Annotated in this window: 22 protein-coding genes; 17 read left to right on the forward strand and 5 right to left on the reverse strand. The window is 64.6% G+C overall.

The window, feature by feature from the left end:
* Positions 1-2 precede the first annotated feature (2 nt).
* Genes AC16HO_RS14190 through AC16HO_RS14210 form a run of 5 tightly spaced genes read left to right on the forward strand, consistent with a single transcriptional unit; the run spans position 3 to position 8,285 of the window.
* A complete protein-coding gene (locus AC16HO_RS14190) occupies positions 3-2,426 on the forward strand; it encodes a TonB-dependent receptor (protein WP_395641274.1) in 2,424 nt (807 codons plus the stop codon).
* A gap of 25 nt (positions 2,427-2,451) precedes the next feature.
* Positions 2,452-3,861, forward strand: a complete 1,410-nt coding sequence (locus AC16HO_RS14195; protein ID WP_395641275.1) for a tetratricopeptide repeat-containing sulfotransferase family protein — start codon at positions 2,452-2,454, stop codon at positions 3,859-3,861.
* A gap of 6 nt (positions 3,862-3,867) precedes the next feature.
* A complete protein-coding gene (locus AC16HO_RS14200) occupies positions 3,868-5,058 on the forward strand; it encodes an MFS transporter (RefSeq protein ID WP_395641276.1) in 1,191 nt (396 codons plus the stop codon).
* The gene (locus AC16HO_RS14205) at positions 5,055-6,545 is read left to right on the forward strand and encodes an NAD-dependent succinate-semialdehyde dehydrogenase (protein ID WP_395641277.1); all 1,491 of its coding nucleotides are present in this window, start codon (positions 5,055-5,057) and stop codon (positions 6,543-6,545) included. The genes AC16HO_RS14200 and AC16HO_RS14205 overlap by 4 nt, the downstream gene beginning before the upstream one ends.
* Positions 6,546-8,285 (forward strand): serine hydrolase family protein, encoded by a 1,740-nt coding sequence (locus tag AC16HO_RS14210; protein ID WP_395641278.1) that lies wholly within the window; start codon positions 6,546-6,548, stop codon positions 8,283-8,285. It abuts the gene before it with no gap.
* Between the two features lie 58 nt (positions 8,286-8,343).
* Here the strand turns inward: AC16HO_RS14210 and AC16HO_RS14215 are convergent, their stop codons facing one another.
* Positions 8,344-10,497: a serine hydrolase domain-containing protein gene (locus AC16HO_RS14215; RefSeq protein WP_484335561.1), complete on the reverse strand. Its 2,154-nt coding sequence runs from the start codon at positions 10,495-10,497 to the stop codon at positions 8,344-8,346.
* 524 nt (positions 10,498-11,021) lie between these two features.
* Between AC16HO_RS14215 and AC16HO_RS14220 the strand changes: the two genes are divergently transcribed.
* Positions 11,022-12,836, forward strand: a complete 1,815-nt coding sequence (locus AC16HO_RS14220) for a hypothetical protein (RefSeq protein ID WP_395641280.1) — start codon at positions 11,022-11,024, stop codon at positions 12,834-12,836.
* Between the two features lie 100 nt (positions 12,837-12,936).
* On the opposite strand, the gene AC16HO_RS14225 is transcribed toward AC16HO_RS14220, so the two are convergent.
* On the reverse strand, positions 12,937-13,146 hold the full coding sequence (locus tag AC16HO_RS14225) for a twin transmembrane helix small protein (RefSeq protein WP_395641281.1): 210 nt from the start codon (positions 13,144-13,146) through the stop codon (positions 12,937-12,939).
* Positions 13,147-13,217: 71 nt separating this feature from the next.
* Here AC16HO_RS14225 and AC16HO_RS14230 point away from each other — a divergent pair, with 71 nt between their 5' ends.
* The 8 genes from AC16HO_RS14230 to AC16HO_RS14265 all read left to right on the forward strand — a co-directional run bounded on the left by AC16HO_RS14230 (position 13,218) and on the right by AC16HO_RS14265 (position 20,691).
* Positions 13,218-13,943, forward strand: a complete 726-nt coding sequence (locus AC16HO_RS14230) for an SURF1 family protein (protein ID WP_395641282.1) — start codon at positions 13,218-13,220, stop codon at positions 13,941-13,943.
* A gap of 6 nt (positions 13,944-13,949) precedes the next feature.
* Positions 13,950-14,531: a hypothetical protein gene (locus AC16HO_RS14235; RefSeq protein ID WP_395641283.1), complete on the forward strand. Its 582-nt coding sequence runs from the start codon at positions 13,950-13,952 to the stop codon at positions 14,529-14,531.
* The gene (locus AC16HO_RS14240) at positions 14,531-15,544 is read left to right on the forward strand and encodes a COX15/CtaA family protein (protein WP_395641284.1); all 1,014 of its coding nucleotides are present in this window, start codon (positions 14,531-14,533) and stop codon (positions 15,542-15,544) included. The genes AC16HO_RS14235 and AC16HO_RS14240 overlap by 1 nt, the downstream gene beginning before the upstream one ends.
* A 10-nt stretch (positions 15,545-15,554) precedes the next feature.
* The gene (cyoE, locus tag AC16HO_RS14245; RefSeq protein WP_395641285.1) at positions 15,555-16,460 is read left to right on the forward strand and encodes a heme o synthase; all 906 of its coding nucleotides are present in this window, start codon (positions 15,555-15,557) and stop codon (positions 16,458-16,460) included.
* Between the two features lie 163 nt (positions 16,461-16,623).
* Complete coding sequence (locus AC16HO_RS14250; protein WP_395641286.1) at positions 16,624-18,276, forward strand: alpha/beta hydrolase; 1,653 nt, start codon at positions 16,624-16,626, stop codon at positions 18,274-18,276.
* Between the two features lie 114 nt (positions 18,277-18,390).
* Positions 18,391-18,792 (forward strand): DUF2501 domain-containing protein, encoded by a 402-nt coding sequence (locus AC16HO_RS14255; RefSeq protein WP_395641287.1) that lies wholly within the window; start codon positions 18,391-18,393, stop codon positions 18,790-18,792.
* A gap of 68 nt (positions 18,793-18,860) precedes the next feature.
* Positions 18,861-19,340, forward strand: coding sequence for a glutathione peroxidase (locus AC16HO_RS14260; protein WP_395641288.1), 480 nt, complete (start codon positions 18,861-18,863; stop codon positions 19,338-19,340).
* A gap of 61 nt (positions 19,341-19,401) precedes the next feature.
* Complete coding sequence (locus AC16HO_RS14265; RefSeq protein WP_395641289.1) at positions 19,402-20,691, forward strand: MFS transporter; 1,290 nt, start codon at positions 19,402-19,404, stop codon at positions 20,689-20,691.
* Here AC16HO_RS14265 and AC16HO_RS14270 read toward each other — a convergent pair.
* Positions 20,651-21,067, reverse strand: a complete 417-nt coding sequence (locus AC16HO_RS14270) for a DUF3037 domain-containing protein (protein ID WP_395641290.1) — start codon at positions 21,065-21,067, stop codon at positions 20,651-20,653. The genes AC16HO_RS14265 and AC16HO_RS14270 overlap by 41 nt on opposite strands.
* Positions 21,051-21,821 (reverse strand): HipA family kinase, encoded by a 771-nt coding sequence (locus AC16HO_RS14275; protein ID WP_395641661.1) that lies wholly within the window; start codon positions 21,819-21,821, stop codon positions 21,051-21,053. The genes AC16HO_RS14270 and AC16HO_RS14275 overlap by 17 nt, the downstream gene beginning before the upstream one ends.
* Before the next feature lie 127 nt (positions 21,822-21,948).
* On the opposite strand from AC16HO_RS14275, the gene AC16HO_RS14280 reads away from it, so the two are divergent.
* Genes AC16HO_RS14280 through AC16HO_RS14290 form a run of 3 tightly spaced genes read left to right on the forward strand, consistent with a single transcriptional unit; the run spans position 21,949 to position 26,224 of the window.
* Positions 21,949-23,145 carry an aminomethyl transferase family protein gene (locus AC16HO_RS14280; protein ID WP_395641291.1) on the forward strand — a complete coding sequence of 399 codons (1,197 nt, stop codon included), beginning with the start codon at positions 21,949-21,951 and terminating at the stop codon, positions 23,143-23,145.
* Entirely contained in the window at positions 23,145-24,728 is a 1,584-nt protein-coding gene (locus tag AC16HO_RS14285; RefSeq protein WP_395641292.1) for a phytoene desaturase family protein, read from the forward strand. Before AC16HO_RS14280 ends, AC16HO_RS14285 begins: the two co-directional genes overlap by 1 nt.
* Positions 24,728-26,224, forward strand: a complete 1,497-nt coding sequence (locus AC16HO_RS14290) for a phytoene desaturase family protein (protein WP_395641293.1) — start codon at positions 24,728-24,730, stop codon at positions 26,222-26,224. The genes AC16HO_RS14285 and AC16HO_RS14290 overlap by 1 nt, the downstream gene beginning before the upstream one ends.
* 102 nt (positions 26,225-26,326) lie before the next feature.
* Here AC16HO_RS14290 and AC16HO_RS14295 read toward each other — a convergent pair whose 3' ends face one another.
* Positions 26,327-26,536 carry a cold-shock protein gene (locus AC16HO_RS14295; RefSeq protein WP_484335562.1) on the reverse strand — a complete coding sequence of 70 codons (210 nt, stop codon included), beginning with the start codon at positions 26,534-26,536 and terminating at the stop codon, positions 26,327-26,329.
* Positions 26,537-26,696 lie beyond the last annotated feature (160 nt).

Consider the following 26,696-nt stretch of genomic DNA (forward strand, 5'->3'; position numbering starts at 1 on the left):
TCATGTTCAATCCGATCTCGCAAACGCATCGCCATCGCAGCATGGCTTCACTTCATCGAATCCGGCGACGCACGCTCGTCGCCTCGATCCTGATCGCGTTGCCGATCGCACATTCCGCCCACGCCCAGCAGCAGGCGCAGGCCGCACAGGACCCCGGCAAGGTGGTCGACTTGGGCACAGTCACGGTCACCGCGCAGGGGCGCAAAGAAAACATCCTCGCCGTGCCGTACAACATCAGCGCAGTATCGGGCGAGAAGATCGAGCAGGCCGGCATCCTCGACAACGCCGAACTGCTGCGCAGCGTGCCCGGCATCGGTGTCATCGATAGCGGAGCGCGCAATTCCAGCGTGGTCAACGGCATCCGCATCCGCGGCCTCAACGTCGACAGTTCCGCGCTCGGCGACTACGCGGTCGCTGCCGCCTCGACCGTCGCCACCTACGTCGACAACACGCCGCTGTTCGCGAACTTCCTCTTGTCCGACATCGACCGCGTCGAAGTGTTGCGCGGCCCGCAGGGCACGCTGTACGGCTCGGGCGCGCTCGGCGGCGCGGTGCGCTACATCCTGCGCAAGCCGGAACTCGACGGATTCAACGGCCGCGCCAGCCTGACCGCATCGAGCGTGGATCATTCCGATGGCATCGGCGGCTCCGGCTCGGTGACGCTGAACGTGCCGCTCGCCGAGACCTGGGCGCTGCGCGTCAACGGCACGCTCAACCACTATCCGGGCGTGACCGACTATCGCAACGTCTACGTGCTCGACGGCAAGGGCACGCCGGCTGCACCCGACGGCGTGCTCGCGAGCACCGCGCAGTACCGCGACGTCAAGGACGCCGACTTTGTCCACCAGAAGTACGGGCGCGCGGCGCTGCTGTGGAAGCCGAACGACACGGTCGACTTCACCCTGAGCTACATGGCCCAGGCCGATCGCATGGGCGGCCGCCGCGGCACGAGCCTCGGCAACGACGGCTGGGGCAAACCCTATGGCGACCTCGAAGTCGGCTCGGTCCAGCTCGAACCGGCCGACCGCCATGTGCATCTGACCAGTTTGGAGGCGAACATCGATCTCGGTTTCGCCACGCTCACCTCGAGCAGTTCCGACTACAACCACGCCGGCGACATCGTAAGCGAGAACACCGGCTTCTACGCGCAGAACGGCTGGCTCGGTGCGTTCTACTACAACTATCCGCGGCCGATGGCCTCGGCCGTGCGTGACTACGGTGATCGCGCGTTCGTGCAGGAATTCCGCCTCGTCTCCAAACAGGGCGGCAAACTCGACTACGTGGTCGGCTTCTACTATCAGAACGAACAGCGCCGATCGAGCCAGGACAGCTATCTGCGTGGCTTCAAACAATGGTGGGATGCTGCGTATCCCGGCGCCAAGGACGCGGTCGTCAACGACAACGATTTCCAGTACCGCCAGCACGACCGGCAGAAGGAAACCGCGCTCTACGGCGAGCTGACCTGGCATGCTACGGATACACTGCAGGCGACCTTCGGCATGCGCGCGTTCCGCGACGAGATGAAGACCACGGTCGACCAGGTCACCGGCCTATATTCGTCGATCATCGACGGCTCGCATTCGCAGAACAAACGCGATGATGACCGCACGCTGTTCAAGGGCAACGTGTCATGGTCGTTCCAGCCGGACAACCAGCTCTATGCCACCATCTCGGAAGGCTATCGCCGCGGCGGCACCAACGGCACGCCGACGACCGGACCGTTCAAGGAATCGCCGGCCTGGCAGGACTACGAGGCCGACACCGTCACCAACTACGAGCTCGGCATCAAGGGCCGCCAGGGCAGCCTCACCTACAACGCCGACGTGTTCTACGACGACTGGAAGCATCCGCAGATCAACAGTTCGACCACGAACTGGGGATTCTTCGCCGTGCAGAACGCACCGAAGGCCAGCTCGAAAGGCGTCGAGCTGGAACTGTCGGGACAAGTCGGCACCGCGTTCACCTACGGTCTCGGCTACACCTACACCGACGCAACACTGAGCAGCGACGCGCGCGCGGTCGACGGAGCCTATCTCATCGGCCACAATGGCGACCAACTGCCCGGCGTCGCGCGCAATCGCTTCAACGCCAATGCCAGTTACACCTGGCAGGTCGGCGCCGGCTGGCTGACGCTGCGCGGCGACGCGTACCATCAGTCCGAGTCGCAGAACGCGTTGAGCCTGAGCCCGAAGTTCCGCTATACGCTGCCGGACTTCAGCATCTTCAACTTGTCCGCGACTTACAGCCTGAACAATTGGGACACGACACTGTGGTTGAAGAACCTCACCAATACCGATGCCGTCACCGGCATCTATACGCCGCTGTACATGGGTACCTCGCCTGCGCAGAACTACTACGGCAACGGCTCCAAGGCGCTCGTCACCCTTCCGAGAACGATCGGCGTCACCGTGAGCTACCGGTTCTGAGCGCGGCGCAGCGGAGCGCGGTTCGATGAGCACGGCGCAGCCGCCGGTGAACTCCGTGAACGCCGGCGCGGCGCTGGCGCGCATCGACGCGTTGCAGCGCATCGACGCGTTGCAGCGCAGCGGCGCGGCGCAGGAATGCCGCGCCGCGCTGGACGACCTGGCCGTCAGCGCAGCACAGGACAACGACGACACTTTGCTGCAGGAAATCGCCCGACGCAACATCGCGCTCGGCCGACACATCGAAGCCGAGCGTTGCAGCGCGATCGCGTTGGCGCTGCGGCCCGACGATGCGGCGTTTCTCTACAATCACGCCACGGCGCTGATCGCGCTGGGCCGCATGGATGAAGCCGAAGCGACGCTCGACCGGGTGATCGCGCTCGATCCAGCCGACGGCGATGCCTGGTACAACCGCGCGACGCTGCGCCGGCAGACGCCGCAGCGCAATCACATTGCCGCCGTCCGCGCACAGTTGTCCAAACCTCCGCGCACGCAGGGCGACGCGATCGCCCTGCACTACGCTCTGGCCAAGGAGCTCGAGGATATCGACGATTTCACGGCCTCGTTCGCCGTGCTGCAAGCTGGCGCCGCGTTGCGCCGTCGAGCACTAAGCTATTGCGTCGAGGACGATCTCGAAACGATGCAGATGATCGCGCAAGTCTTCGATGCGGGTTTCTTTTCCGCAGCGCACGCAGGCCATGCCGACGCGCGGCCGCTGTTCATCGTCGGTCTGCCGCGCAGTGGCACGACCCTGGTCGACCGTGTCCTGAGTTCGCACAGCGCCGTCGTCAGTCGCGGCGAAGCGAGCGACCTGGTCATGGCCATCGTCCATGCCACCGGGGGAGTAGCGAGCAAACGGGAGCGCGTGCGACGCGCGGCGCGGATCGATCTCGCAGCACTCGGCGCACGCTACTGCGCCGCGCTGCCGCGGGATACGCAAGTGGCGCGCTGGATCGACAAGACGCCGAATCATTTCCTCTACCTCGGCATCGTCGCCGCGGCGCTGCCCGAAGCGCGCATCGTGCACGTGCGGCGCCGGCCGATGGATGCCTGTTACGCGATGTACAAGACCCTGTTCCGCATGGCCTATCCATTTTCCTACGATCTCGAAGACCTCGGCCGCTACTGGCTCGGCTATGACGCGCTGATGGCGCACTGGCGGCGCGTGCTGCCGCCGGACCGCCTGGTCGAAATCGACTACGAGGAACTGGTAGAAAATCAGGAGACCACGACCCGCCGCCTGCTCGGTGCACTCGATCTAGACTGGCAGGATGCCTGCCTGCATTTCGAGCGCAACGAGGAGCCGTCGCTGACTGCGAGCGCAGCGCAAGTGCGCCAGCCGATCTATCGCAGTTCGGTCGGACTGTGGCGCCGCTACGCAACACAACTCGAACCGCTGGCACGGCGCTTGCGCGGCACCGGCGTTCGCATCGATTGAGCCGCCATGTCCGATACCTTGTCTCTTGCCAGCGAACACCCGCTTTCGAACATGGGCCGGTGGTGGCGCTACGCCGGGTTCGCGATCGTCGCCACCGCGGGATTCTTCTACATCAACATCATGTCGGCGATCGTCGACGGTCTCGTCGTCGGTCTGCACTTCGACAATGCACAGGCCGGGCTGGTCGGCTCGGCCAACATCTACGGCGCCAGTGTCGGCGCGTTACTTGCCGTGTTGATCGTACGCCACGTGCGTTGGCGGCCGACTCTGTTTGCGCTGCTGATCATCCTGCTCGCAATCGATCTTGCATCGATGCTGGTCAGTGCACCGCTCGCGCTCGCTGCAATCCGGGCCGTACACGGCCTCGTCGGCGGCACGATCGTCGGCGTGACCTACTCGGCAATGGCGCGCCTGCCCGTACCTCAGCGCGCGTTCGGCATGTTGTTGTTCGTCCAGTTCGGACTCGGCGGTCTCGGCGTGATGTTCCTGCCCAAGCTGGTGCCATTCTACGGCGTGACGGTCCTGTTCCTGACTCTGGCCGTGCTCACACTCGCCGCGTTGTTGATTCTGCTGACGCTGCGGGAGCAGTCGGTCACTGACGCAGTGGGTGCAACCCGCGCCAACCTCAGCCGTGCGCAATGGCGCTCCGCGCTGTTCCTGCTACTCGCGCTGTTCCTGTTCCAGGGCGGCAACATGGGGCTCACCGCGTTCATCGTGCGCCTCGGCGAGCACTACGGCCTCACACGCGAATTCATCAGCGACACGCTCGGCTGGGCAACCTGGATCGGCGCCTCGGGGGCCGTGCTCGTCATGGTCCTCGACGATCGTTTCGGCGCATGGAAGCCGACCGTGCTCGCCGCGCTGACGACGCTGCTCGGCTGTGCGCTGTTCTTGCGCAGCGATTCACCCGCCGCATTTTTTCTCGGCAACGCGCTCGGCGCACTCGCGTGGTCGTTCGTCGTGCCGTATCTGTTCGGCTTCATTTCGCGCCTCGATGCGAGCGGGCATCTCGCCGCGCTCGGCGGCCTCGCCTCCAAGCTCGGCCTCGCTTCGGGGCCGCTCGCCGCCGGTTTCCTGCTGCACCACGATGATCGCTACGTCACCCTGATCGTGCTGTCGCTGATCGCCATCGGCGCGGCGATGGCAGCGGCATTCATCGGAATCCATCGCGTACGAACGGCAGGCCCATCCTCATGACTTCCACCAACACTTCCAACGAACTCGCGCGTCTGGCTCTGCGCGATCCCGACCTGTTGCGCGATCGCAGCCTGATCGCCGGCGTCTGGCGCTGCGCCGACGACGGCAGCGAATGCGTCGTGTCGAATCCCGCTACCGGCGCGCGGATCGGCAGCGTGCCCGACATGGGCGGCGCCGAAACGCGCGCCGCGATCGATGCGGCCGCCGCGGCGCTTCCCGCGTGGGCGCGGCGCACGGCGAAGGAGCGCGCAGGCATCCTGTTGCGCCTGCACCGCCTGATGCTCGAAAACCAGGACGACCTCGCCCGTCTGATGACCGCCGAGCAGGGCAAGCCGCTGGCGGAAGCCAAGGGCGAGATCGCCTACTCAGCGGCGTTCTTCGAATGGTTCGCCGAAGAAGCCAAGCGCATGTACGGCGACGTGATCCCCGCCACCAGTACGGACAAGCGCATCCTCGTGCTGCGCCAGCCGGTCGGCGTCGTCGCCGCGATCACGCCGTGGAATTTCCCTTCCGCGATGCTCGGCCGCAAGATCGCGCCCGCGCTCGCCGCGGGCTGCACGATCGTGTGCAAGCCTGCGGTGCAGACGCCGCTGTCCGCACTCGCGCTCGGCGTACTCGCCGAACGCGCGGGCGTGCCCGCCGGCGTGCTCAACCTCGTCACCGGTGACGACGCGCAGGCGATCGGTGCCGAAATGACCTCGCATACGGCCGTGCGCAAGCTCAGCTTCACCGGCTCGACCGCGGTCGGCAAGAAACTCATGGCGCAATGCGCCGACGGCGTGAAGCGCGTGTCGCTGGAACTCGGCGGCAACGCACCGTTCATCGTCTTCGACGACGCCGATCTCGATGCAGCCGTCAGCGGCGCGATCGCGAGCAAATACCGCAACTCGGGACAGACCTGCGTCTGCGCCAACCGCCTTTTCGTGCAGGCTGGCGTCTACTCCGAATTCGCAAAGCGGCTCGTGCACGCCGTCGCGCGCCTGCGCGTAGGCGACGGCCTCGCCGGCGTCACCGAGCAGGGTCCGCTGATCGACGCCAAAGCGTTGGCCAAGGTGCAGGCGCACGTGGACGACGCGCAGGCCAGGGGTGCGCGTATCGCCATCGGCGGCAGGTCGCACGCGCTCGGCGGCACGTTCTTCGAGCCGACCGTGCTACTCGACGTCGACGCGGGCATGCGCGTCGCGCAGGAGGAAACCTTCGGCCCGGTTGCCCCGCTATTTCGTTTCGAAGACGAGGCCGAAGCGATCGCGCTAGCGAATGCGACGAACGCGGGCCTCGCCGGCTACTTCTACACACGCGATCTCGCGCGCAGCTGGCGCGTCGCCGAGGCGCTCGAATGCGGCATGGTTGGCATCAACAGCGGGTTGATCTCGACCGAGGTCGCGCCGTTCGGCGGCGTCAAGCAGTCGGGCTTCGGCCGCGAAGGCTCACGCTACGGACTCGACGACTACACCGAACTCAAGTACGTCTGCGTCGGAGGTCTCTGAATGCCGCGTGCGCGCCGTGTGCTGTTCGTCTTCGCCGCGTTCGTTTCAACCTCGGCAGCGGCGCGCAACGAACTGGGTTTCGCGGATTTCGTCGCTGCCCGTTATCCGGACAGCGTCGATATGTCGGCTTACGCAGCCGACACCGTGGCGCAGCCACCCGCGAACCGTTTCGAAGGGCGCTTGATCCTTTCCGGTCAGCCGCGAGTGCGTATGCTCGTCGCCGATGCAGAGTTCGTCTCCAGGCGCGATGCCGAACTCGCAGGGACGTTTCCCGCCGACTTCGATTTCGAATTCGTGCAGGACGGCGACACACTGATCCCGCTGCGCCGCGGCCCGATCGCGGGGCGGCACGGCTGGTGGGAATTCGCGCTAGAACCGGGCCGCGTGTGGAACGAGGCTGACGACCAAGGCTACACGCGCGCCGCGATCCCGTTCGCGCTCGTGCAGAAGAACGCGAACTGCACGCACAACGGCGTGCTGATGCTGCTGTTCAAGGCCGACGGCGCGGTCGCGCACGCGGCGATGCAGATCTCGAGCGAGACTTGCAAGTATCTGCAGCTCGACATGTGGGGCATGCTGAAAGCACGATACGTTCCCGAACCTGTGGCGCGCAGGGCCGAGGCGATCGCGGCTTGGCGCAAGGAAAGCGCGGCGCGTCTGCCGGTGCGGACGATGGAACAGCTCGGCATCGATCATCCAGACATCGACATCGAGAATTTCTTCATCGGCGACGCGGCCGGGCGCACGCTTACCGGACTCGTTGTCGACGGCATCCACTATCGTTCCGGCTGTGCGACTCGGCATGGCGATTTTCCCTATTGCGATTCGCTGGACCTGCCGTCCTTCTCGCTGGCGAAAACTGTCGTCGCGGGACTCGCCCTGATGCGCCTGCAGCGCTTGTATCCCGGCGCGAGCGATCTCGATGTGAGTCGTTACGCAGGCGCTCCGTGCCGCGCGCCATCCTGGCAAGGCGCGCGCGCGATCGATCTGCTCGACATGGCGTCGGGCCACTACGATTCTCCGGCCTACATGGCCGACGAGGATGCGGCGAAGGTCGCGCGCTTCTTCGATGCGACGGGTTACGCCGACAAGCTCGCCTTCGCCTGTACGGCTTATCCGCGCAAGGAAACGCCGCACGGCCGCTGGGTCTATCGCACCTCCGACACGTTTCTGCTCGGTGCGACGCTGACGAACTGGTTTCGATCGTTGCCGGGGCACGAGCACGGCGACGTGTTCGATGATGTCGTCGTGCGCGACCTGTACGCTCCGCTCGATCTGAGCCCAACCGCGCGCGTCAGCCGGCGTACTTACGATGCGCGTGCACAGCCGTTCTTCGGCTGGGGGCTGACGTTGCTCGGCGACGACGTCGCCAAGCTCGCGCGCTTTCTCGGTCCCCAGCGCGGGATGATCGGTGAGACTTCACCGCTCGACCGTACCTTGCTCGATCAGGCCATGCAGCGCGACGAGGGCCATCGTGGCCTGGTCGCGGCGCATCTGACGCAGTTCCGATATCAGCACGGATTGTGGGCGCGCAACGTGCAGAAGGAAATCGGCTGTGCCGCTCCGGCATGGGTGCCGTTCATGGCCGGCTTCGGCGGCATCACCGTGGCGATGTTTCCGAACGGCGTCGTCTGGTACAACTTCGCCGACGACGGCCAGTTGAAGTCCATCGATTTCGCCCGGCCGGCGATCGAGGCGAACAAGCTATCGGGGTTCTGTCCGATCCGATCGACAAAATGAACACAGCGAGCAGCGGTTCGAAGCCCGGCGGAGTCGATACTCCGCCGGGCGATCGGCGTCACGGGCAGAGCGCCGCAATCTTGTCCAACTCGACCGCAGTCTTCAGCCACGTGTACTCGTCGTTATCACTGAAGTTGTAGTACACCATGCCGTTCGGCATCAGCACGACGCTGATGCCGCCGTAGCCGGACATGTACGGAATCCATTTCGCCCCGCTGCAGGAGAAATTGTGGCTGGTGGACTGGTGCAGATCGTAGTACCAGAAACCATTGTTGTAGCGGTCGGCCGCGGTACCGGCCTGCAAGCCGCCGCTGCCGAGGTTCAAGGTCGCGGCGACCATGCTGCTGTCGAGGGTCTGCGTGCCCTGGATCTTGCCCTGCGCCTTGCCCATGAACTCGGCGAGCTTCACCACGTCGTCGCGAACGTAGATCAGGCCGAACCCGGTATGCGCCTGCGCCGCCGAATCCTGCGTGCGCAGAGTCGTGTAAGTGGTAGGGCTCAGGCCGAGGGGCTTGTAGATCTCGCCCACGACCACGTCGTTGAAGAAGTCCGCGCTGCTGCCCGCCTGTGCCTTGTAATACATGTTCATGGCACGGCCGAGCAGGTACGTGTCGGAGGTGTGATAGACGAACGTCGTGCCCGGCGTGCTCTTGTTCGTGTAGCCGCAGGCGAAGCTCACCTTCTGCGCATGCGTCGTGACCAGGAAGAAGCCGTTCAACATTGCGGTGGACGCTTCATCCGCATGCAGCGTCGACGAATCGTAGTTGCCGGTGGCCATGTCCATCGCGCTTTCTAGCGTGGCCATGTTCCACTGCGTGCCGCTGCACTCGCTGACGTAGTCGCGGATGCGCAGCGTGCGCTGGGTGCCGGTGTACTTCTGCTCCAGGCGCATCAGACCGTACGCGCCAAACACGGACTTCGCCGTCGAGTACGAAGGAACGTCGAGCACCTCGCAAAACGGGTACGTGCCGTAGCGGGTCTGGCAGCCGCCGACATAGTGCACGCCGTTGTAGGCGACGCCGTAGATGGTCATGTCCGCGGCAGTCACGTCGCTGCCGATATTGGCAACGACCACACCGCTGGCGGGATAGTCGGTCGCCAGCGCAGCGATCGGCTTCACCGGCATGCGCCGCGCGACCTCCGCCTCGTAGGCCGACTTGATCGCCGCGGCATTGGCGACGGTGGCGGGCACGTAGGTCGCGCCAAGCCGGCCCCAGAAATTCACCTTCAGGTATTTGCAGGTCTCTCCGGCGTTCTGGTACACGACGTTCGAAATCGATCCGTCGTTCTTGAACAGGAACGTCATCACGCCGTTCCAGACACAGTCCTGGTTGCGCTCCTGCAGCGAGAACGGAAGCGCGACGCGCGAGTAGCCGTTGTCGCCATTTTCGTTCCATACGCGCCCCGGTTCGAGTACCAGCGCCCACGACGGATGCGTACCCTCGATCTTGCCGCGCGTCACCGGAATGAAATGGGTACCGTCCTGGACGAAATCGAAGGCGAAACTCGGCAATTGCGCTGCCTGCGGATAGGCGGGCAGATTGTTGTTGCTGTCGACCTCGACCGCGTTGCCGCCGCTGGCCTGGCCGCTGAGCGTGAGCCGGCCCTGGAACGTGTTGGTCGGATTCGCCGCATTCGCCGGCAGCGCGTAGTGGCTGTAGTCGATCAGGCTCGGCGTGCCGCCCGTCGTGAGGAAGGTGTAAGTCAGCTGGGTGCGGCTGACGCTGCCGTTGCCCGTCAAAGGGTCGTAGACGCCGCTGCCGATCGGAGTGCCACTGAGGCTGACGTTGTCGCCGTAGCAGTAGTGGTTGTACAAGGTGTAGGCGCGAAAGCGCAGTTGCAGGTTCGGATTGTTTTCCAGTCCGCTGGAAACCGTCGCCGTGTGCATCGCACCCGTAGCGCTCGCCACGCCGAGCGAGTTCAGGATGTTCCAGCTGGTGCCGCCATTGGTCGAATATTCGGCGTAGCAGTAGTCGCCGCTGACCAGGTACAGCGCGGCCAGATCCATCGACAGCGATACGCTCGAGTAGCCTTGCGACGATACGGCAATCGTGCCCTGGCGCAGGCCGTCGAGGCGCATCGAATAGTTGCCGGCGTAGTAGTTGGCCGCGTCGTGGCCGTTGCCGCTCAGGGTCCAGCTTGGATAGCTGCCGCCCTGGAAGTTCTCGCTGAATATCGTATTGCCGTGCGCAAGCACGCTATTGAGCAACAATCCACACCATGCACACATCACCGTCAACCACGAGTGCCTGTTCCACATAGCTTCCCCCGACCTTATTGACGAACGAATTGAGCAACTATCTCCTTGAGCTGCCGATTCGCGGGCGCTTGGAGAATTCGAGTTCCATTCTGAGTACAATGCAGAGGGCCACGTCTGCGGAAACGTGGCAATAAACTTCTGGCAGTATCGCCATGGCGATTGGCGTGAAAGATGGCGAATGTGCAGGCTGCGGGCTAGCTCCACGACGCTACTTTCCATGGGGCCAGATGGGAGTGAAGAAATTGGCCCCGCCGTCAGATCGGCTCGATCTCGCCGGGCAAGCACAGCGAACACAACGGGCCCTGATTCGCGCTGATTCCCCGCTCACAGCCGCAGGATCTGCGACGAGCGAGGCCGATGACCGCTCCACCTCATCCGCTGGGGCGTCATCATGGCCATGAATCCGATCCCGTTCCAGCTCGGCTTGTCGATGGTCGAGTTTGTTGCAGACTACGGCACCAAAGCCAAATGCCGTCGTGTCCTGGATCGCGCGCGCTGTTCACGCCACCAAGCTGCCGCTGTGCACCGGATGCGTCGCGATCTGTGCCTTGACCACGGCCAGGACCAACGCCACGGCACGGGAATTGATACGCGGCGAGTTGCTGCCGCGACTGGCGCGCGCGATGATGCTCTGCGCGCCTTGTCCGGAGCGGTCTCTGCGCCTGGCGGGAAATTTTGCGCACCGAGAACCAGCGCGAATCAGGATAATGAATAGGGCTCGTAAGAAGTACTCCGCGTTGGTCGTGCTGAGCGCTGCAGTTCTGTACGTGTTCATCTGGCAGTGCTATGAGCGCCTTCCAATTCACGGGATCGTCACTGAAAATGCGGATATCCTCCTGATCGAGGAGGTTGCCCGGTATCTCAACGCTGGCGGAAATTTATTCGACTGGCGTCTTACTCAGGCGCCGTATTTGTTTCCCGATATTTTCGCCGCGCGATTGATGGCCGCAGCAGGCGTCGAGCGAGGCTTCGTCGCGATCTACTATCAATTTTGGTATGGGCTGGCGCTGTGCGGTGCGTTCTGTTTGTTTGCAAAGCTGGCGAAGGCATGCATTTTCAGAACGGCGGCGGCGACACTCTTGTTGTTCAGTTTGTCCTTCATTGGCTTGCTGGACGGCGATACCATTTCGTTGTACTTCGGATTGATTGGGTGTCATTCCGGTGCGGCACTTCTGGTGCTGACGGCGGTGCTGTCGATATGGCTTGGCGTAACCAGACCGAGTCTCGACATGTGGATGATTCCGTGCGTGTTCGCGTCGCTGTTCCTTGCCGCCATATCGGACAGTATCGCCATCGTCATCGTGCTGCCGGGGATGACGTTGTACCTATGGCTCGTGCTGCGGCGAAAAGAGCTGGAGCGTGCGCACGCGACGACTCTGCTCTGGGTGATCGCTGCTGCCGTATTGGCCGGCAAACTCTTCGGGGGTTTGAACCCGTTCCCCCAGGATCAGGAGTTCATCGGATACATCCTCAAGCAGTTCCCCCACCTTACACCCGCAGCGTTCTCGAATTTTTTTGCTGATCTCTGGAGATACTCGATACATAGCCGCATCTCTCTGCTCTTGCTCGTGCTGACTTTGTGGGGCTACGCAACCTGCGCAATGGTGATTGCCCGCGAAGTCAAAGCAGTCGACCCGGTTGCCGGCTCGCCACTGCTGCCTCTGTGCCTGGTGGTGATAGTCGCCTTGCCATTGGTGCTAGTCTTGCAGCTGTCGTTGGGAATGTATGTGGCAATCGATTCGTCCAGGCAGTGGGCGCCGATTGTTTTCTTGACGATAATTGCAGCGGTGATCGCGCGACTGCGCGATATTTCCGGCAATGGCCGCACGTTCGATCATCTTGTGATGCTGTCGTCGGTGCTGTGCTGCGTGTTTCTGGCAGTAACGTTCACCATGAGAAAAGGCGAGTTGACAGCAACAAACGAGTTCGAGCGCCTCGCCCAATGCATGAAGGACAAGTTGCCGTCCGGTGCCTACTACATCGCCGATTACTGGCTCGCACGACCTACGTCATTTTATTCGAACGGGCGTTTCGGAGTAGTGCCGATCCAGTTGGGCTTCGGCGTTTTCACCACTGCGGCGAACATCAAGGCCATTCGAAACGCAGAGCCCAGATATGCCATTACCGGATTGTCGATAAAGGTGGAAGAGTATGCGGCCAAGTATGGACCAGCCACCGCGAGTTTCTGCAAGATGCAATTTCCACAAGGATATTCGGTTGAGGTGCTTGATTACTCCCAGAACGAAGGTTTCAAGCAGGAAATGCGGCAAAAAGCACGCGTCGCTTATTAGTACCGAGAGCGCAGTGGCCTTCTTTCAACGTTGCGGTGCCGTACAAGACCCCCCGTTTGCTCGCCTTCGGCGTCTTCTCGCCAAGCAAGAAGGAAAAGCGTCACCGCCCGATATCGTGCGGTTTGATGATCCCGAGCCAGATGCCGAGGATCACGAGCAGAATCAGCAGCACGGAAAGGCCGATGCGTCGGGTCAGGGATTTGACCATGCGGTCGCTCTGACCCTTGTCGGTCATCAGGTAATACAGTCCCGCGCCGAGGTTGTAGACGATGACGGCGAGGAACGCGACGATGATCAGTTTGGTCCACATGGCGGCAGGTCCGATCGCGCTGCTACAATGACGAAGCAGTATAGCGCCGCCACGACGAAGCCGAGCGGGCCATGAGCGCGCGGCGCTGGCAACGGCCATCGTGGTTCGCGGTGGTTCTTACCCTGGTCGGCGTCGCGTCGTTCGTGCGGCTCGGTATCTGGCAGCTCGATCGCGCGCATCAGGCCGAGCGTCTGCTCGACGCCTTCGATGCGGCGCCGAAGGCGGCATTCGAGGATTTTGCCGCCGTGCGCCGCGTGCCGCCGGAGGACCGTTTCCCGCATGTGCGGGTGCGCGGGCAGTTCCTCGCCGATCGCGGCTGGCTGCGCGACGAGCAGGTGCGCGACGGCAAGCTCGGCGTCGAGGTCTATGCGGCATTCGCTTCGGAAGGGGACGATGTATTGCTGGTCGATCGCGGCTGGGTCGGCTGGTCGCACGAGCGTGGCACGCAGCCGATGCTGCCGCCATTGCCGCAAGACGAGGTGACTCTGTCGGGCGTGTACGCGCCGTTCCCCGGCAACGGGGTTCGCGTCGGCGGCAACGCGTTGACGCGGCAGACCGCATGGCCGAAGCTGACGCTGGCGATCGACGCGCGGGAAATCGCCGCCGATCTGGATCGCCCGCTGTTGCCGCGGGTGTTGTTGCTCGACAAGGAGCCAGCGTCCGGTTTCGTGCGCAGCTGGACGCCGAGCGTGATGCCGCCCGCGCGACATCGCGGCTACGCCGTCCAATGGTTCGCGTTCGCGGTCGCCGCGATCGTGATCTTCGTCTTGCTGCATTTCAAGAAAGTACGGAAGTAGATTTGCATGTCCGAACAACCTCTCGACACACACGCCGTGCGCGCTGTGCGCAATCGCAATCGCTGGATGCTGATCGGCGTCGTCGCCGTGTTCGTCGTGCCGATGCTGATCGCCTTCGTGCTCACGCGCGCGGGCTGGGAGCCCAAGGGCACGAAGGCCTATGGCACGCTGATCAATCCGCCGCGACAGGTCGATGCGGTGCCGGTGACGCTCGCGGGCGGCGACAAACTGGTCTGGCGCAACCCGCAATGGCAATGGACGCTGCTCGCTTTGCCCGGCGCGAACTGCGAGCAGCAATGCCGCAACGCGCTTGCCGACCTCGTGCGCATGCGCGCGACGCTGGGGCGCAACGCGGAACGCCTGCGCCTGGTCTATCTCGGTCCGGCGTTGCCCGCGGATGTGCTGACTGCGCTTGCGCCGCTGCAGGCAGGCCGCGACGACGCGAATGCGTTCGCCGACTTGTCCGCCGAGGCCGACGACGGGCTTGCTCTCGCACTGGTCGATCCGGGCGGTTATCTGATGATGCGCTACGCCGAAGGCTACGACCTCGGCGGTGTGCGCCGTGATTTGCCCAAGGTGGTGAACTGATGAGTACGAGAGGAATCGCAAGACTTGCGTGGATCGCAACGGCTTTCGCGCTGGTCGTGATCGTGTTCGGCGCATTCGTGCGTCTGTCGAATGCGGGTTTGTCATGCCCGGACTGGCCGACCTGCTACGGCAAGGTGACCTGGCCCAAGCACGAAACCGACATCGCCGCGGCCAACGCCGCGTTTCCCGATCGCCCGGTCGAGTCGGACAAGGCCTGGCGCGAGCAGGTGCATCGTTTCCTTGCCGGCGGCCTGATCCTGACCACGTTCGCGCTGGCGGTCTGGTCATGGCGCCGGCGTCGCGGACTGCGCGGGCTCGCCGCAGTACCGCTGGCGGCATCGGTCGTCATCCTGTTCCAGGCCCTGCTCGGCATGTGGACGGTGACCTGGAAACTGAAACCGGTCGTGGTCATGGGCCATCTGCTCGGCGGCATGACCACGTTCGCGCTGCTCGCCTACACCGCCTTGCGCCTGACGATCCCGCCCGTCGCCAATCCGCGGTTCGCCGTTGCGGAGCAGAACAAACTCTGGCGTTTGACGGCGGTCGGCATCGGCCTTGTCGCCGCGCAGATCGCGCTCGGCGGCTGGACCAGTTCGAACTATGCCGCGTTGGCCTGCGGCCTCGACTTTCCGAGCTGTCTAGGTCAATGGTGGCCGGCCAACATGGATTTTCACCAGGCATTCGTGCTCTGGCGCGGCATCGGGGTCAACTACGAGGGCGGCGTGCTCGACGGCTCGGCGCGCATCGCCATCCAGCTCGTGCACCGCATCGGCGCCGTGCTCGTGTTCGGTCACCTCGCCTTCGCTGTCGCCCAGCGCGCCGCGCGGCATGTGCAGACGCGGCCGTTCGCGGTAGCGATCGGCATCGCGCTGCTGCTGCAGGTCTCGCTCGGCATCGCCAACGTCAAGCTCGGCCTGCCGTTGCCGATCGCGACCGCGCACAACGGCGTCGCCGCCGTGCTGCTGCTTTCGCTGCTGGCCTTGCTGGTGCGAGTGCGCGTAGCCGCACGTTAAACTCTCGCGCATGTCCGTCGTCAGCCAATACCTCGAACTGACCAAGCCACGCGTGGTCGCGCTGATCGTGTTCACCGCGATCATCGGCATGTTCCTCGCCGTTCCCGGCTGGCCGCCGCTGCGCGAGTCGGTCGCGGGTTTCCTCGGCATCTGGCTGGCCGCAGCCTCGGCGGCGGCGATCAATCATCTGATCGACCAGCGCATCGACAAGTTGATGGCGCGCACCGCGCATCGGCCGCTGGCGACCGGCGCGCTGACCCCGGCCAAGGTGCTCGCGTTCGCGGTGTTCCTCGGCGCGCTGTCAATGACGATCCTGATCGCGCTGGTCAATCCGCTCACCGCGGCGCTGACGTTTGCTTCGCTGATCGGCTACGCCATCGTCTACACCGCCTGGCTCAAGCGCGCCACGCCGCAGAACATCGTCATCGGCGGCGTCGCCGGCGCCGCGCCGCCGCTGCTCGGCTGGACCGCGGTGACCGGGCACATCCACCCGCACGCCTGGTTGCTCGTGCTGATCATCTTCGTCTGGACACCGCCGCATTTCTGGGCGCTGGCGATCTTCCGCCGCGACGACTACGCGCGCGCGATGGTGCCGATGCTGCCGGTCACGCACGGCGTCGAATACACGCGCTGGCACGTGCTCTACTACACGATCCTGCTCGTCCTCGTCACCGTGTTGCCGTACCTGACCGGCATGAGCGGCCCGTTCTACCTCGGCGGCGCGCTCGTGCTCGGCGCGGGCTTTCTCTACTACGCGATCGTGCTGCTGGATCCGCCGTCCGAACGCTTTGCGATGAAGGTGTTCAACTATTCGATCATCTACCTGATGGCGCTGTTCGCGTTTCTGCTGATCGACCACTACATCGACACGCCGACGCTGCAGCGCACGGTGATGCCGTTGCAACGCATCGGCTGATCCTTGCGCGTTGCGTCCTCTCGAATTCGGTTAGCATCGCGGCTTCGAATCGGCGATGGGGATGGCGATGCGTATCGAGCGTTTTTGGCGGGCGTTGATACTGTCCGCTCTCGCGTGCGGTCCGGCTGCCGCCGCAGCGGCGAAAGCGGCAACGGATTTCAGCGTGCAACTGCCGGCGACGGCGGCGAAGACGCCGCAGCAGGGTCGTCTGATGCTGCTGTTCTCGAACGACTTCTCCGGTGAACCGCGCAATCAGGTAGACCACACGATCCAGTCGCAGGCCGCTTTCGGCCAGAACGTGAAGGACTGGAAGCCGGGCACGACGGTCGCGATCGATCCTGTCGCTGACGGTTATCCGGTCGTGCGTCTTGAGGACCTGCCTCCGGGCAGCTACAACGTGCAGGCGTTGCTCAACCGCTACGAGACCTTCCACCTCGCCGACGGGCGCGTGCTCGACCTGCCGCCCGACCAGGGCGAAGGCCAGCACTGGAACATCAAGCCGGGCAATTTCTACTCGAAGCCGCAGAAGGTCACGCTCGGCGCTGGCGGCAGGATCGAAGGCGCGGCGTCGTTGACGATCGCGCTCGATCAGATGATTCCGGCTATTGTTCCGCCGAAGGATACGCAGTACATCCGCCACATCCGCATCCAGAGCAAGCTGCTGTCGAAGTTCTGGGGCCGGCCGATGCTCCTGTCCGCGGCCGTGCTCGTGCCCGAAGGCTTCGACGCGCACCCGAAGTCGCGCTTCCCGCTGGTCGTCTTCCACGACCATTTCGTGCCCGACTTCGACGGTTTCCGCACCGAGCCGCCCGACCCGAACCTCAAGCCCGACTACAACGAGCGCTTCCACCTCGCCGGCTACAACCGCATCGAGCAGGAAGAGGCGTACAAGTTCTACCAAAAGTGGACGTCGAAGGATTTCCCGCGCGTGCTGATCGTGAAATTGCAGCACGCGAATCCGTACTACGACGATTCCTATGCGGTCGACTCGGCCAACGTCGGCCCGTACGGCAGCGCGATCGAGCAGGAGCTGATCCCGGCCATCGAGAAACAATTCCGCGGACTCGGTGCCGGCTGGTCGCGCTTCGTCTACGGAGGCTCGACCGGCGGCTGGGAGGCGCTGGCCGTGCAGATCTTCAATCCGGATTTTTACAACGGCGCGTTCGGCGCCTGTCCCGATCCGGTCGATTTCCACGCCTACACTCACATCAATCTCTACGACGACAAGAACGCGGTGTGGATGGATGGCCCGATGAAGCGCATTGCGCAGCCGGCGATGCGCGACTATCTCGGCCGCACCATCTGGGCGCTGCCCGACGCGATGAACTACGAGCTCATGCTCGGCAGCAACGGCCGCTCCACCGAGCAATGGGACATCTGGCAGGCGGTGTACTCGCCGGTCGGGCCGGACGGCTACCCGAAGCCGATCTTCGACAAGCGCACGGGCGTGATCGACCATGCCGTCGCCGACTACTGGCGCGAGCACTGGGACCTGACCGACTACCTCAAGCGCAACTGGCCTGCGATCGGCGAGAAGCTGCGTGGCAAGCTGCACGTCTACGTCGGCCTGTCGGACAACTACTTCCTCAACGACGCCGTGTATCGGATGCAGGCGGCGCTGGAGAGCTTCCGCGATCCGGTCTACGAGGGCGAGGTGAAGTACGGTCTGCGCGACGAACACTGCTGGAACGGCGATACGAACACGTCGAACGCGTACTCGCGCCTGCGCTACAACACGATGTACCTGCCCAAGATCGTCGAGCGCATCGAGAAGACCGCGCCGAAAGGCGCCGACCTGAGCAGCTGGCGCTACTGAACCGCGGGCGCGAGGGTGCGGGCCGTCCGTTAACGATTTCTTCCGATCGCGGGCGGTAGATTCCGCCCCATCGCGGCGATCGGTTGTCGCGATCCACCACAGGAGAATGAAACCATGAACGCGAACAAGATCGGCTTGGCGGTACTGGGCGGCATTGTTGCGGCATTTGGTCTGGTCGGCATCGCGGGTGCGCAACTGGGTGATTTGAAGGGGCTTGCCGGCGGTGGCGATGTGTCCTCGCTTGCCTCAGGTAGCGCCGGCAACGCGGCGGGCGTGGTCGAGTATTGCGTGAAGAACAACTATCTGGGCGGTGGCGCGGCCGGTCTCAAGGACAAGCTCATGGGCAAGATGGGCGGCGGCGACTCCGACAAGTCGGACTACGACGACGGCGCCAAGGGTCTGGTCAAGACCAGCGACGGCAAGTCCGTCGACATCGGCCAACTCGGCGCGATGAAGAAATCGATCACCAAGAAAGCCTGCTCGGCCGTGCTCGATCACGCCAAATCGCTGCTCTGACGAAGGGAGCTGGACTTTCCACCGCCGCATCCGCACATTAGCGGAATTCTCACTGTGCGGAGGCGGCCATGGCCAGTATCTACGACTTCAGCGCGAAAGACATCGACGGCAAGCAGCAGTCGCTGGCCGCCTACAAGGGCAAGGCGATGCTCGTGGTCAATGTCGCCAGCAAATGCGGGTTCACCCCGCAGTACACGGGGCTCGAGGCGTTGTACGAAAAGCTCAAGGACAAGGGGCTCGTCGTGCTCGGCTTCCCCTGCGACCAGTTCGGCCACCAGGAGCCGGGCGACGAGGCCGAAATCAAGAACTTCTGCTCTTTGACCTACGACGTCAGGTTTCCGCTGTTCTCCAAGATCGACGTCAACGGCGCGAACGCCGACCCGCTGTACAAATACCTCAAGCACGAGGCCAAGGGCCTGCTCGGCAGCGAGTCGATCAAGTGGAATTTCACCAAATTCCTCGTCGACAAGAACGGCAAGGTAGTCAAGCGCTACGCGCCGACCGATACGCCGGAATCGATCGAGAAGGAAATCGCGGCAGTGCTGTAAGTCCGACCTGCTCCATGACCGTGGTTTTTCTTCTGTCCGTGACGCGAGTCGAACAAAATCCATGAATTCCGCTTCAAGTACGTCGCTGTCCGGCAAGGATCTGAAAACCCTCACGCTCGCCGCGCTCGGTGGCGCCCTCGAGTTCTACGATTTCATCCTGTTCGTCTACCTTGCCGAGCAGATCGGCGCGTTGTTCTTCCCGGCATCGACCGCGCTGTGGCTGCGCGAACTGCAGACTTGGGGCGTGTTCGCCGCAGGCTATTTCGCGCGTCCGCTCGGCGGTGTGGTCCTCGCCCACTTCGGCGACCGCAGCGGGCGCAAGCGCATGTTCACGCTGAGCGTGTTCCTGATGGCCGTACCGACCTTGCTGATCGGTCTGCTGCCGACCTACGCGCAGGCGGGCGCCCTCGCGCCGCTCGCGCTGCTCGCGCTGCGCATCGTGCAGGGTGCGGCGGTCGGCGGCGAGGTGCCCGGCGCGTGGACCTTCGTCGCCGAACACGTGCCGGCGTCGCGCACGGCGTTCGCCTGCGGCACGCTGACCTCGGGCCTGACCCTCGGCATCCTCGCCGGATCGCTGCTCGCCGCGGCGCTCAACTCTGCGCTGACGCCGGCGCAGATGCTCGACTGGGGCTGGCGCATCCCGTTCCTGATCGGCGGCGTGTTCGGTTTCTTCGCCGTGCTGTTGCGGCGCATGCTCGCGGAGACGCCGGTGTTCGAGGCGATCCGCCAGCGCCGTGAGCTGTCGCGCGAACTGCCGCTCAAGGCGGCATTGCGCGGCCACGGTGCCGCGGTGGTCGCCTGCGTCGCGTTGACCTGGGTGCTGACCGCGGCGATCGTGGTCGTGATCCTGATGACACCGAAGTTGATCCAGAAGCTCGACGGCATCGCGCCTGCGGTCGCGTTCAGCGCCGACACGATCGCGACGCTGGGCCTGGCGCTCGGCAACCTCGGCTTCGGCCTCGCCGCCGACCGCTACGGTACGACGCGCGTGGCGGCGCTCGGCTGTGCGGTGCTGATCGGCGTCGTCTACGCGTTCTATCTCGGCGTCGCCGCGGCGCCGCAATATCTGTATCCGCTGTCGTTCGTCGCCGGGCTCAGTGTCGGCGTGGTCAGCGTGATCCCGACCCTGCTCGTGCGCGCGTTTCCCGCGCCGGTGCGCTTCACCGGCGTGGCCTTCTCGTACAATCTCGCCTACGCCGTGTTCGGCGGCCTGACCCCGATCTTCATCGGCTGGGTACTCCAGTTCGACCGGCTCGCTCCGGCGCACTACGTCGCGGCGGTGTGTCTCGTCGGCATCGCGGTCGTGCTGCTCAGCGCGCGGCAGCGCTCGTACGCACCATCTTTCGCATGAGCGCTTCGAGCGCGGCGAGTGGATCGGTGCAGCGCCCGGTATGCACTGGCGAGGTCTGGATCAGCGCGCTGCGCGGCGCGGTCAGCCAGTCGAAGCGCTCGCGCCGCGACAACGCGGCAAGCGGGCCGGCGTGCTTGCCGCCGGCGCAGATTGCCGGAATCGCGGCAAGGTGTTGGGTGATCGTCACGAGATCGGCGTTCGGATCGAGCGCGAGCAGGCGGGCCTCGTCGAGTTCGACGCGTGCCTCGAGAAAACTCGCGTCCTGGCAGGCGAGGATCACGCCCGCATTGAGGAATTCCCCGCGCTCCGCGCGCGGCACGACACGCACGATCGCGTAGTCGTAGATGGCGGGTCTGGCTTCAGGCTGCGTGGACACGTATCGCCTCCGCAACGAATGCGCGCGGCGCGTCGAGCCGGCGCGTGAGATATTCGACATAAGCGGCGCGCTGTTCGCGTGCATCGGCGAAAGGTGCGCCGTCGCATAACCAGGAATCCGGAATCTGCGCGGCGATGTCGGTGATGACCTGCGGCGTGATCGCCGCGCGCATGCTTTCGTCGACCTCGGCGATGCGGCTCGCCACCGGCAGCAGCACATGGCTCTTGATCTGCACGAACGGCCGCACGCTGCGTGCGCGCCAATCCTCCCAATCATGGTGGAAGTACAGCGCGGCGCCGTGATCGATCAGGCGCAGCTTGCGGTGCCAGACCAGCATGTTGGTGTTGCGCGCGGTGCGGTCGACGTTGCTGACATAGGCATCGAACCAGACGATTCTTGAGGCGAGTTCGGCGTCGGGCTGCTCGACCAGCGGATCGAACGTGACCGAGCCCGGCAGGTAGTCGAGCGCGAGATTGAGCCCCGCGCTGGCGCGGATCAGTTCCTGGATTTCCGGATCGGGTTCGGTGCGCGCGAGTTCCGCGTCGAGTTCGACGAGGACGATCTCGGGCACGGCAAGTCCGGCGGCACGCGCGATCTCGCCGGCGACGAGCTCGGCGATCAGCGCACGCGGGCCCTGGCCCGCACCGCGGAACTTGAGCACGTGAAGTCCCTGGTCGTCGGCCTCGACGATGGCCGGCAACGAACCGCCCTCGCGCAGCGGGGTGACGTAGCGGGTGGCGGTGACGGTGCGCATTTTCATCGGTGCAATCATCGGCGATCGGGTGGTGGGTCGTCCATGTTGCGCCGCGCTGGCGTTGTGTCGGGGCGCTCGCCCATAATCGGCGCTGGCCGCGACGCGGCCGCCTGATTCGGGAATCCGCATGTTCGAACTCAAGCGCACGCCGTTCCACGAGCGCACCTCACGCCTGTCGTTGCCGCAGAATTGGCGGCGCTGGGCGGGCTACCTCGTCGCGGGGTCGTACGACCTCGTGCTCGACCGCGAGTACTGGGCGATCCGCGACGCGGCTGCGCTGATCGACATCACGCCGCTGATGAAGTACGTCATCGAAGGCCCCGACGCGGCGCAGCTGCTGCATCGCATGACCCCGCGCGACGTGCTCAAGATGGCGGTCGGCCAGGTGTTCTACACCGGCTGGTGCGACGACGACGGCAGACTGCTCGACGACGGCACGATCTCGCGCCTTTCCGAAACGAAATTCCGCCTGACCTCGGCCGAACCGAGCCTGCGCTGGCTGGCGATGAACGCGGTCGGCATGGACGTGACGATCACCGAGGTCACCGACCAGGTCGCCGCGCTGAGCCTGCAGGGGCCGAAATCGCGCGCGATCCTGAACCGCATCTGCGCCAAGCCGCTCGACAAGCTCAAGTTCTTCCGCCTGACCGAAACGAAACTCGCCGGCAAGGCGGTGACGATCTCGCGCACGGGCTACACCGGCGATCTCGGCTACGAGATCTGGATGGACGCGATTGATGCGCTCGCGGTCTGGGACGCGCTGATCGAGGCCGGCGGCGACTACGGCATCGTGCCGTGCGGCATCCTCGCGATGGACATGGCGCGCGTGGAAGCGGGACTTTTCATGATCGACGTCGACTACACCGCGGCGAACCACGCCTGGATCGCCGGACAGAAATCGACGCCGTTCGAGATGGGCCTGGGCTGGACCGTCGCACTCGACAAGCCGGGCTATTTCGTCGGCCGCCGCGCGCTCGAGCGCGAGCACAAGGAGGGCTCGGCGTGGAAACTCATCGGCCTCGAAGTCGATTGGGAAGGGCTGGAACAGCTCTATGCCCGCGTCGGCCTGCCGCCACAGATCCCCGGCATGGCGATGCGCGCGAGCCTGCCGGTGATGCAGGCGGGCAAGCAGGTCGGCTATGCCTCGACGAGTACCTGGTCGCCCGTGCTGAAGAAATACATCGCGCTCGCGCACGTGCAGCGGCCGCACTACGAGCCCGGCACGCGCCTCGCGATGGAAGTAACGGTCGAGCATCATCGCCTGCATGCGCCGGCGACGGTGGTGAAACTGCCGTTCTACGAACCCGAATGGAAGAAGAAGTGATGGCTGCCAACCAATACGACGCCATCGTCATCGGCGCGGGCCACAACGGCCTCGTCGCGGCCGCGTACCTCGCGCGCGCGGGCAAGAAGGTCGTGGTCCTCGAACGCCGCGAGGTCGTCGGCGGCGCGGCGATGACCGAGGAAATCTTTCCGGGCTACCGCTTCACCGAGTTCAGCTACGTGGTCAGCCTGCTGCGGCCGGAGATCATCCGCGATCTGCAATTGCCGAAGCACGGTTTGAAAATCCTGCCGTTGCCGAGCACGGTGACGCCGCTGGACAACGGCGACTATCTGGGCAGCTGGGACGACCACGACCTGACCCGCCGCGACATCTACCGCCATTCACCGAAAGATGCCGAAGCCTACGACGAGTACTCGCGCGTGATGGCGCGCGCGGCCAAGGCGATCAAGCCGGTCATAAGCATGGTGCCGCCCGATCCTTCCAGTCTGAGCCCGCGCGATCTGCTCGGTCTGCTCAAGCTTGGCCAGTACGCGCGCAGCCTCAGCGAGAAGGAGCTGTACCGCATCGCCAAGCTCGTGACTCAATCGTCCGCCGATCTGCTCGACGAGTGGTTCGAGTTCGATGCGCTCAAGGGCACGAAGTCGGCGAGCGGCATCATCGGCACGTTCCTCGGCCCACGCTCGCCGGGCACGGCGTACGTGCTGCTGCATCACTACATGGGCGAGATCGACGGCGCGTTCCGCGCCTGGGGTTTCGCCAAGAACGGCACGGGCGGCGTGTCCGCGGCGATCGCGAGTTCGGCGCGCGCGCTGGGCGTGGAGATCCGCACCAACGCGCCGGTCGACAAGGTCATCGTCAAGGGCGGCGTCGCGGCCGGCGTTGCGCTTGCGAACGGCGACGAGCTTGCCGCTCCGATCGTGCTGTCCGCGGCCGATCCGAAGCGCACGTTCCTGCAGTTCGTCGACGACAAGCATCTTCCGGGCGAATTCACCGACGCGGTGCGCGCTTTTCGCGTGCGCGGCTCCTCGGGCAAGGTCAACATCGCGCTCAACGCGCTGCCGGATTTTACCTGCCTGCCCGGTGAGGGGCCGCTGCATCGCGGCGCGATCTCGATCAGCCCGAGCATCGACTACATCGAGCGCGCCTACGACGAGGCGAAGTACGGCGCATATTCGAAGAACCCGTACATCGACATGATCATCCCGTCGATGATCGATCGCGACATGGCGCCGCCGGGGCACCACGTGATGTCGTGCTTCGTGCAGTACGCACCGTACGACCTCGAAGGCGGCTGGGACGACGCCAGGCGCGAGGCGTTCGGCGAGACGGTCATTTCGACGATCGAGAAATACGCGCCGAACATTCGCCAGTGCATCGTCGGCAAGCAGGTGATCACGCCGAAGGACATCGAGCGCATCGCCGGCATCACCGGCGGCAATATCTTCCACGGCGAACTGCTGCTGCACCAATTGTTCTTCTTCCGCCCCGCGCCGCGGTGGGCCGATTTCCGCACGCCGCTGCCGGGTTACTACTTCGGCGCGGCCGGCGCGCATCCGGGTGGCGGGGTCATGGGCGCGCCGGGCAAGCTCGCGGCCGATGCGATTTTGAAGGATCGGAAATAATGGCTTACGACGTCATCATCATCGGCGCCGGCCACAATGGACTCGTCGCCGCGAACTATCTCGCCAAGGCCGGCAGGAAGGTGCTCGTGCTCGAACGGCGCGCCGTTGCCGGTGGCCAGCTCGTTACCGAATCATTCGCTGAGGGCTTCAGTGCGGATGCGTTGCATGCGAGCGCGCAGTTGCGCCCCGATATCGTTGTTGATCTCGGCTTGCGCATCGAAGCGCCGCGCTCGAATCCGGCGTACACCTGCCTGCTCGACGGCGGCAAACGCCTGACCCTCGACGCCGATCCCTCGCGCGCGAGCGCGGCGATCCGCGAATTCTCCGCACGCGACGCTGAGTGCTGGCCCGGGTTCGTCGCCTTCATGGATCGCGCGGCCGCCTTCCTCGATGCCGCGTATCGCACGCCGATGCCGCGCCTGCCGCATTTCACGCTGCGCGAAGGCCTGCCGCTCGCGAGCCTGCTGTGGAAGCTGCGCCGCCTGGGCGGCCGCGACATGTTCCGCGTCGTGCGCGCGATGTCGATGTCGGCCGAAGAATTCACCAGCGGCTGGTTCGAGTCCGAAGCACTGCGCGCGGCCGTGTCGGCATTCGCGATCCACGGCGTCACTCTCGGCCCGATGTCGGCCGGCACCGGCTACACGCTGATGCACAACTGGCTCAATCGCGGCGGCCTTGCGCACCGGCCGGCCGCGGGTGGCGCCGGCAGCATCACCGTGGCGCTGGTCGACGTACTGAAGGCGCGCGGCGGCGAAGTGCGCGTCGCCGCCGAAGTGCGCAACGTCCTCGTCGATGGCCAGCGCGCGCGTGGCGTGCGTTTGGTGAATGGCGAGGAAATCGCGGCAGATTGCGTGATCTCCGCGGCCGATCCGCGGCGCACGTTTCTGCAGCTTGTCGGCGCCGCAGAACTGCCGCCAGAATTCGTCTGGCAGGCGCAGTCGATCAAGCTGCGCGGCTGCGTGGCGAAGGTGCATGTCGAAACCGACGGCAGGCACGGCCTGGCGGACGGCACGCTCGCAGTTGCACCGTCGATCCGCTATCTGGAACGTGCCTACGACGCGGCGAAGTACGGCGAGATTTCGGCGCAGCCGTATCTGGAAGTCACGACGAACGGCAATGTCGTCTCCATCCACTTCCAGTTCGCGCCGTACGCCGTGCGTCAGGGCGACTGGCGGGCGGCGCGCAGCATCGTCGAGCAGCGCGCGATCGACACCCTCGATGCGCATTGCCCGGGTTTCAAGTCATCGGTCGCGCGCGCGCACACGATCACGCCGTGCGATCTCGAATCGACCTATGGCTTGAGCGAAGGTGACCTCAATCACGGCCAGCTCATCCTCGACCAAATCTTCTTCATGCGCCCGCTGCCGGGCTGGTCCAAGCATGCGACGCCGGTCGATGGGTTGTACCTGTGCGGCAGCGGCGTCCACGGCGGCGGTGGCATCAGTGGTGCGAGCGGGCGCAATGCGGCCAAGGCGATCGTGGAAGACAGGGGCTGAGCTTTTGTCGTCATTTCCGCGTGCATCTGGCGGGAATTGCGAGCACAAAAAACCCCGGACGTTGCCGCCCGGGGTCTTGGGTTCAACCGTGATGCGGGGCGCTTAGGCGACCTGCACCTGGTCGGCCTGCAGGCCCTTCGGGCCCTGCACGGTCACGAACGTGACCTTCTGGCCTTCCTGCAGGGTCTTGAAGCCCGAGCCCTGGATGGAACGGAAGTGGACGAAGAGGTCCGCACCGCTTTCCGGGGTGATGAAGCCGAAGCCCTTGGCATCGTTGAACCACTTGACGGTTCCGTGTTGACGATCCGACATTTGAAACTCCTTGCATTAGTGGAAATGTAACGGCAGCGCGCCGGTACGGGCGACTGGTTTGCAAGGTTGCGACGCGAACAATGAGGTGCAGGATCACGGACTAACCGGGGTCAAGCAATCACCGTGACCAAACAAGCACAGTACCGGCACTGTACGCTGT

This window comes from Rudaea sp., from assembly GCF_057139185.1.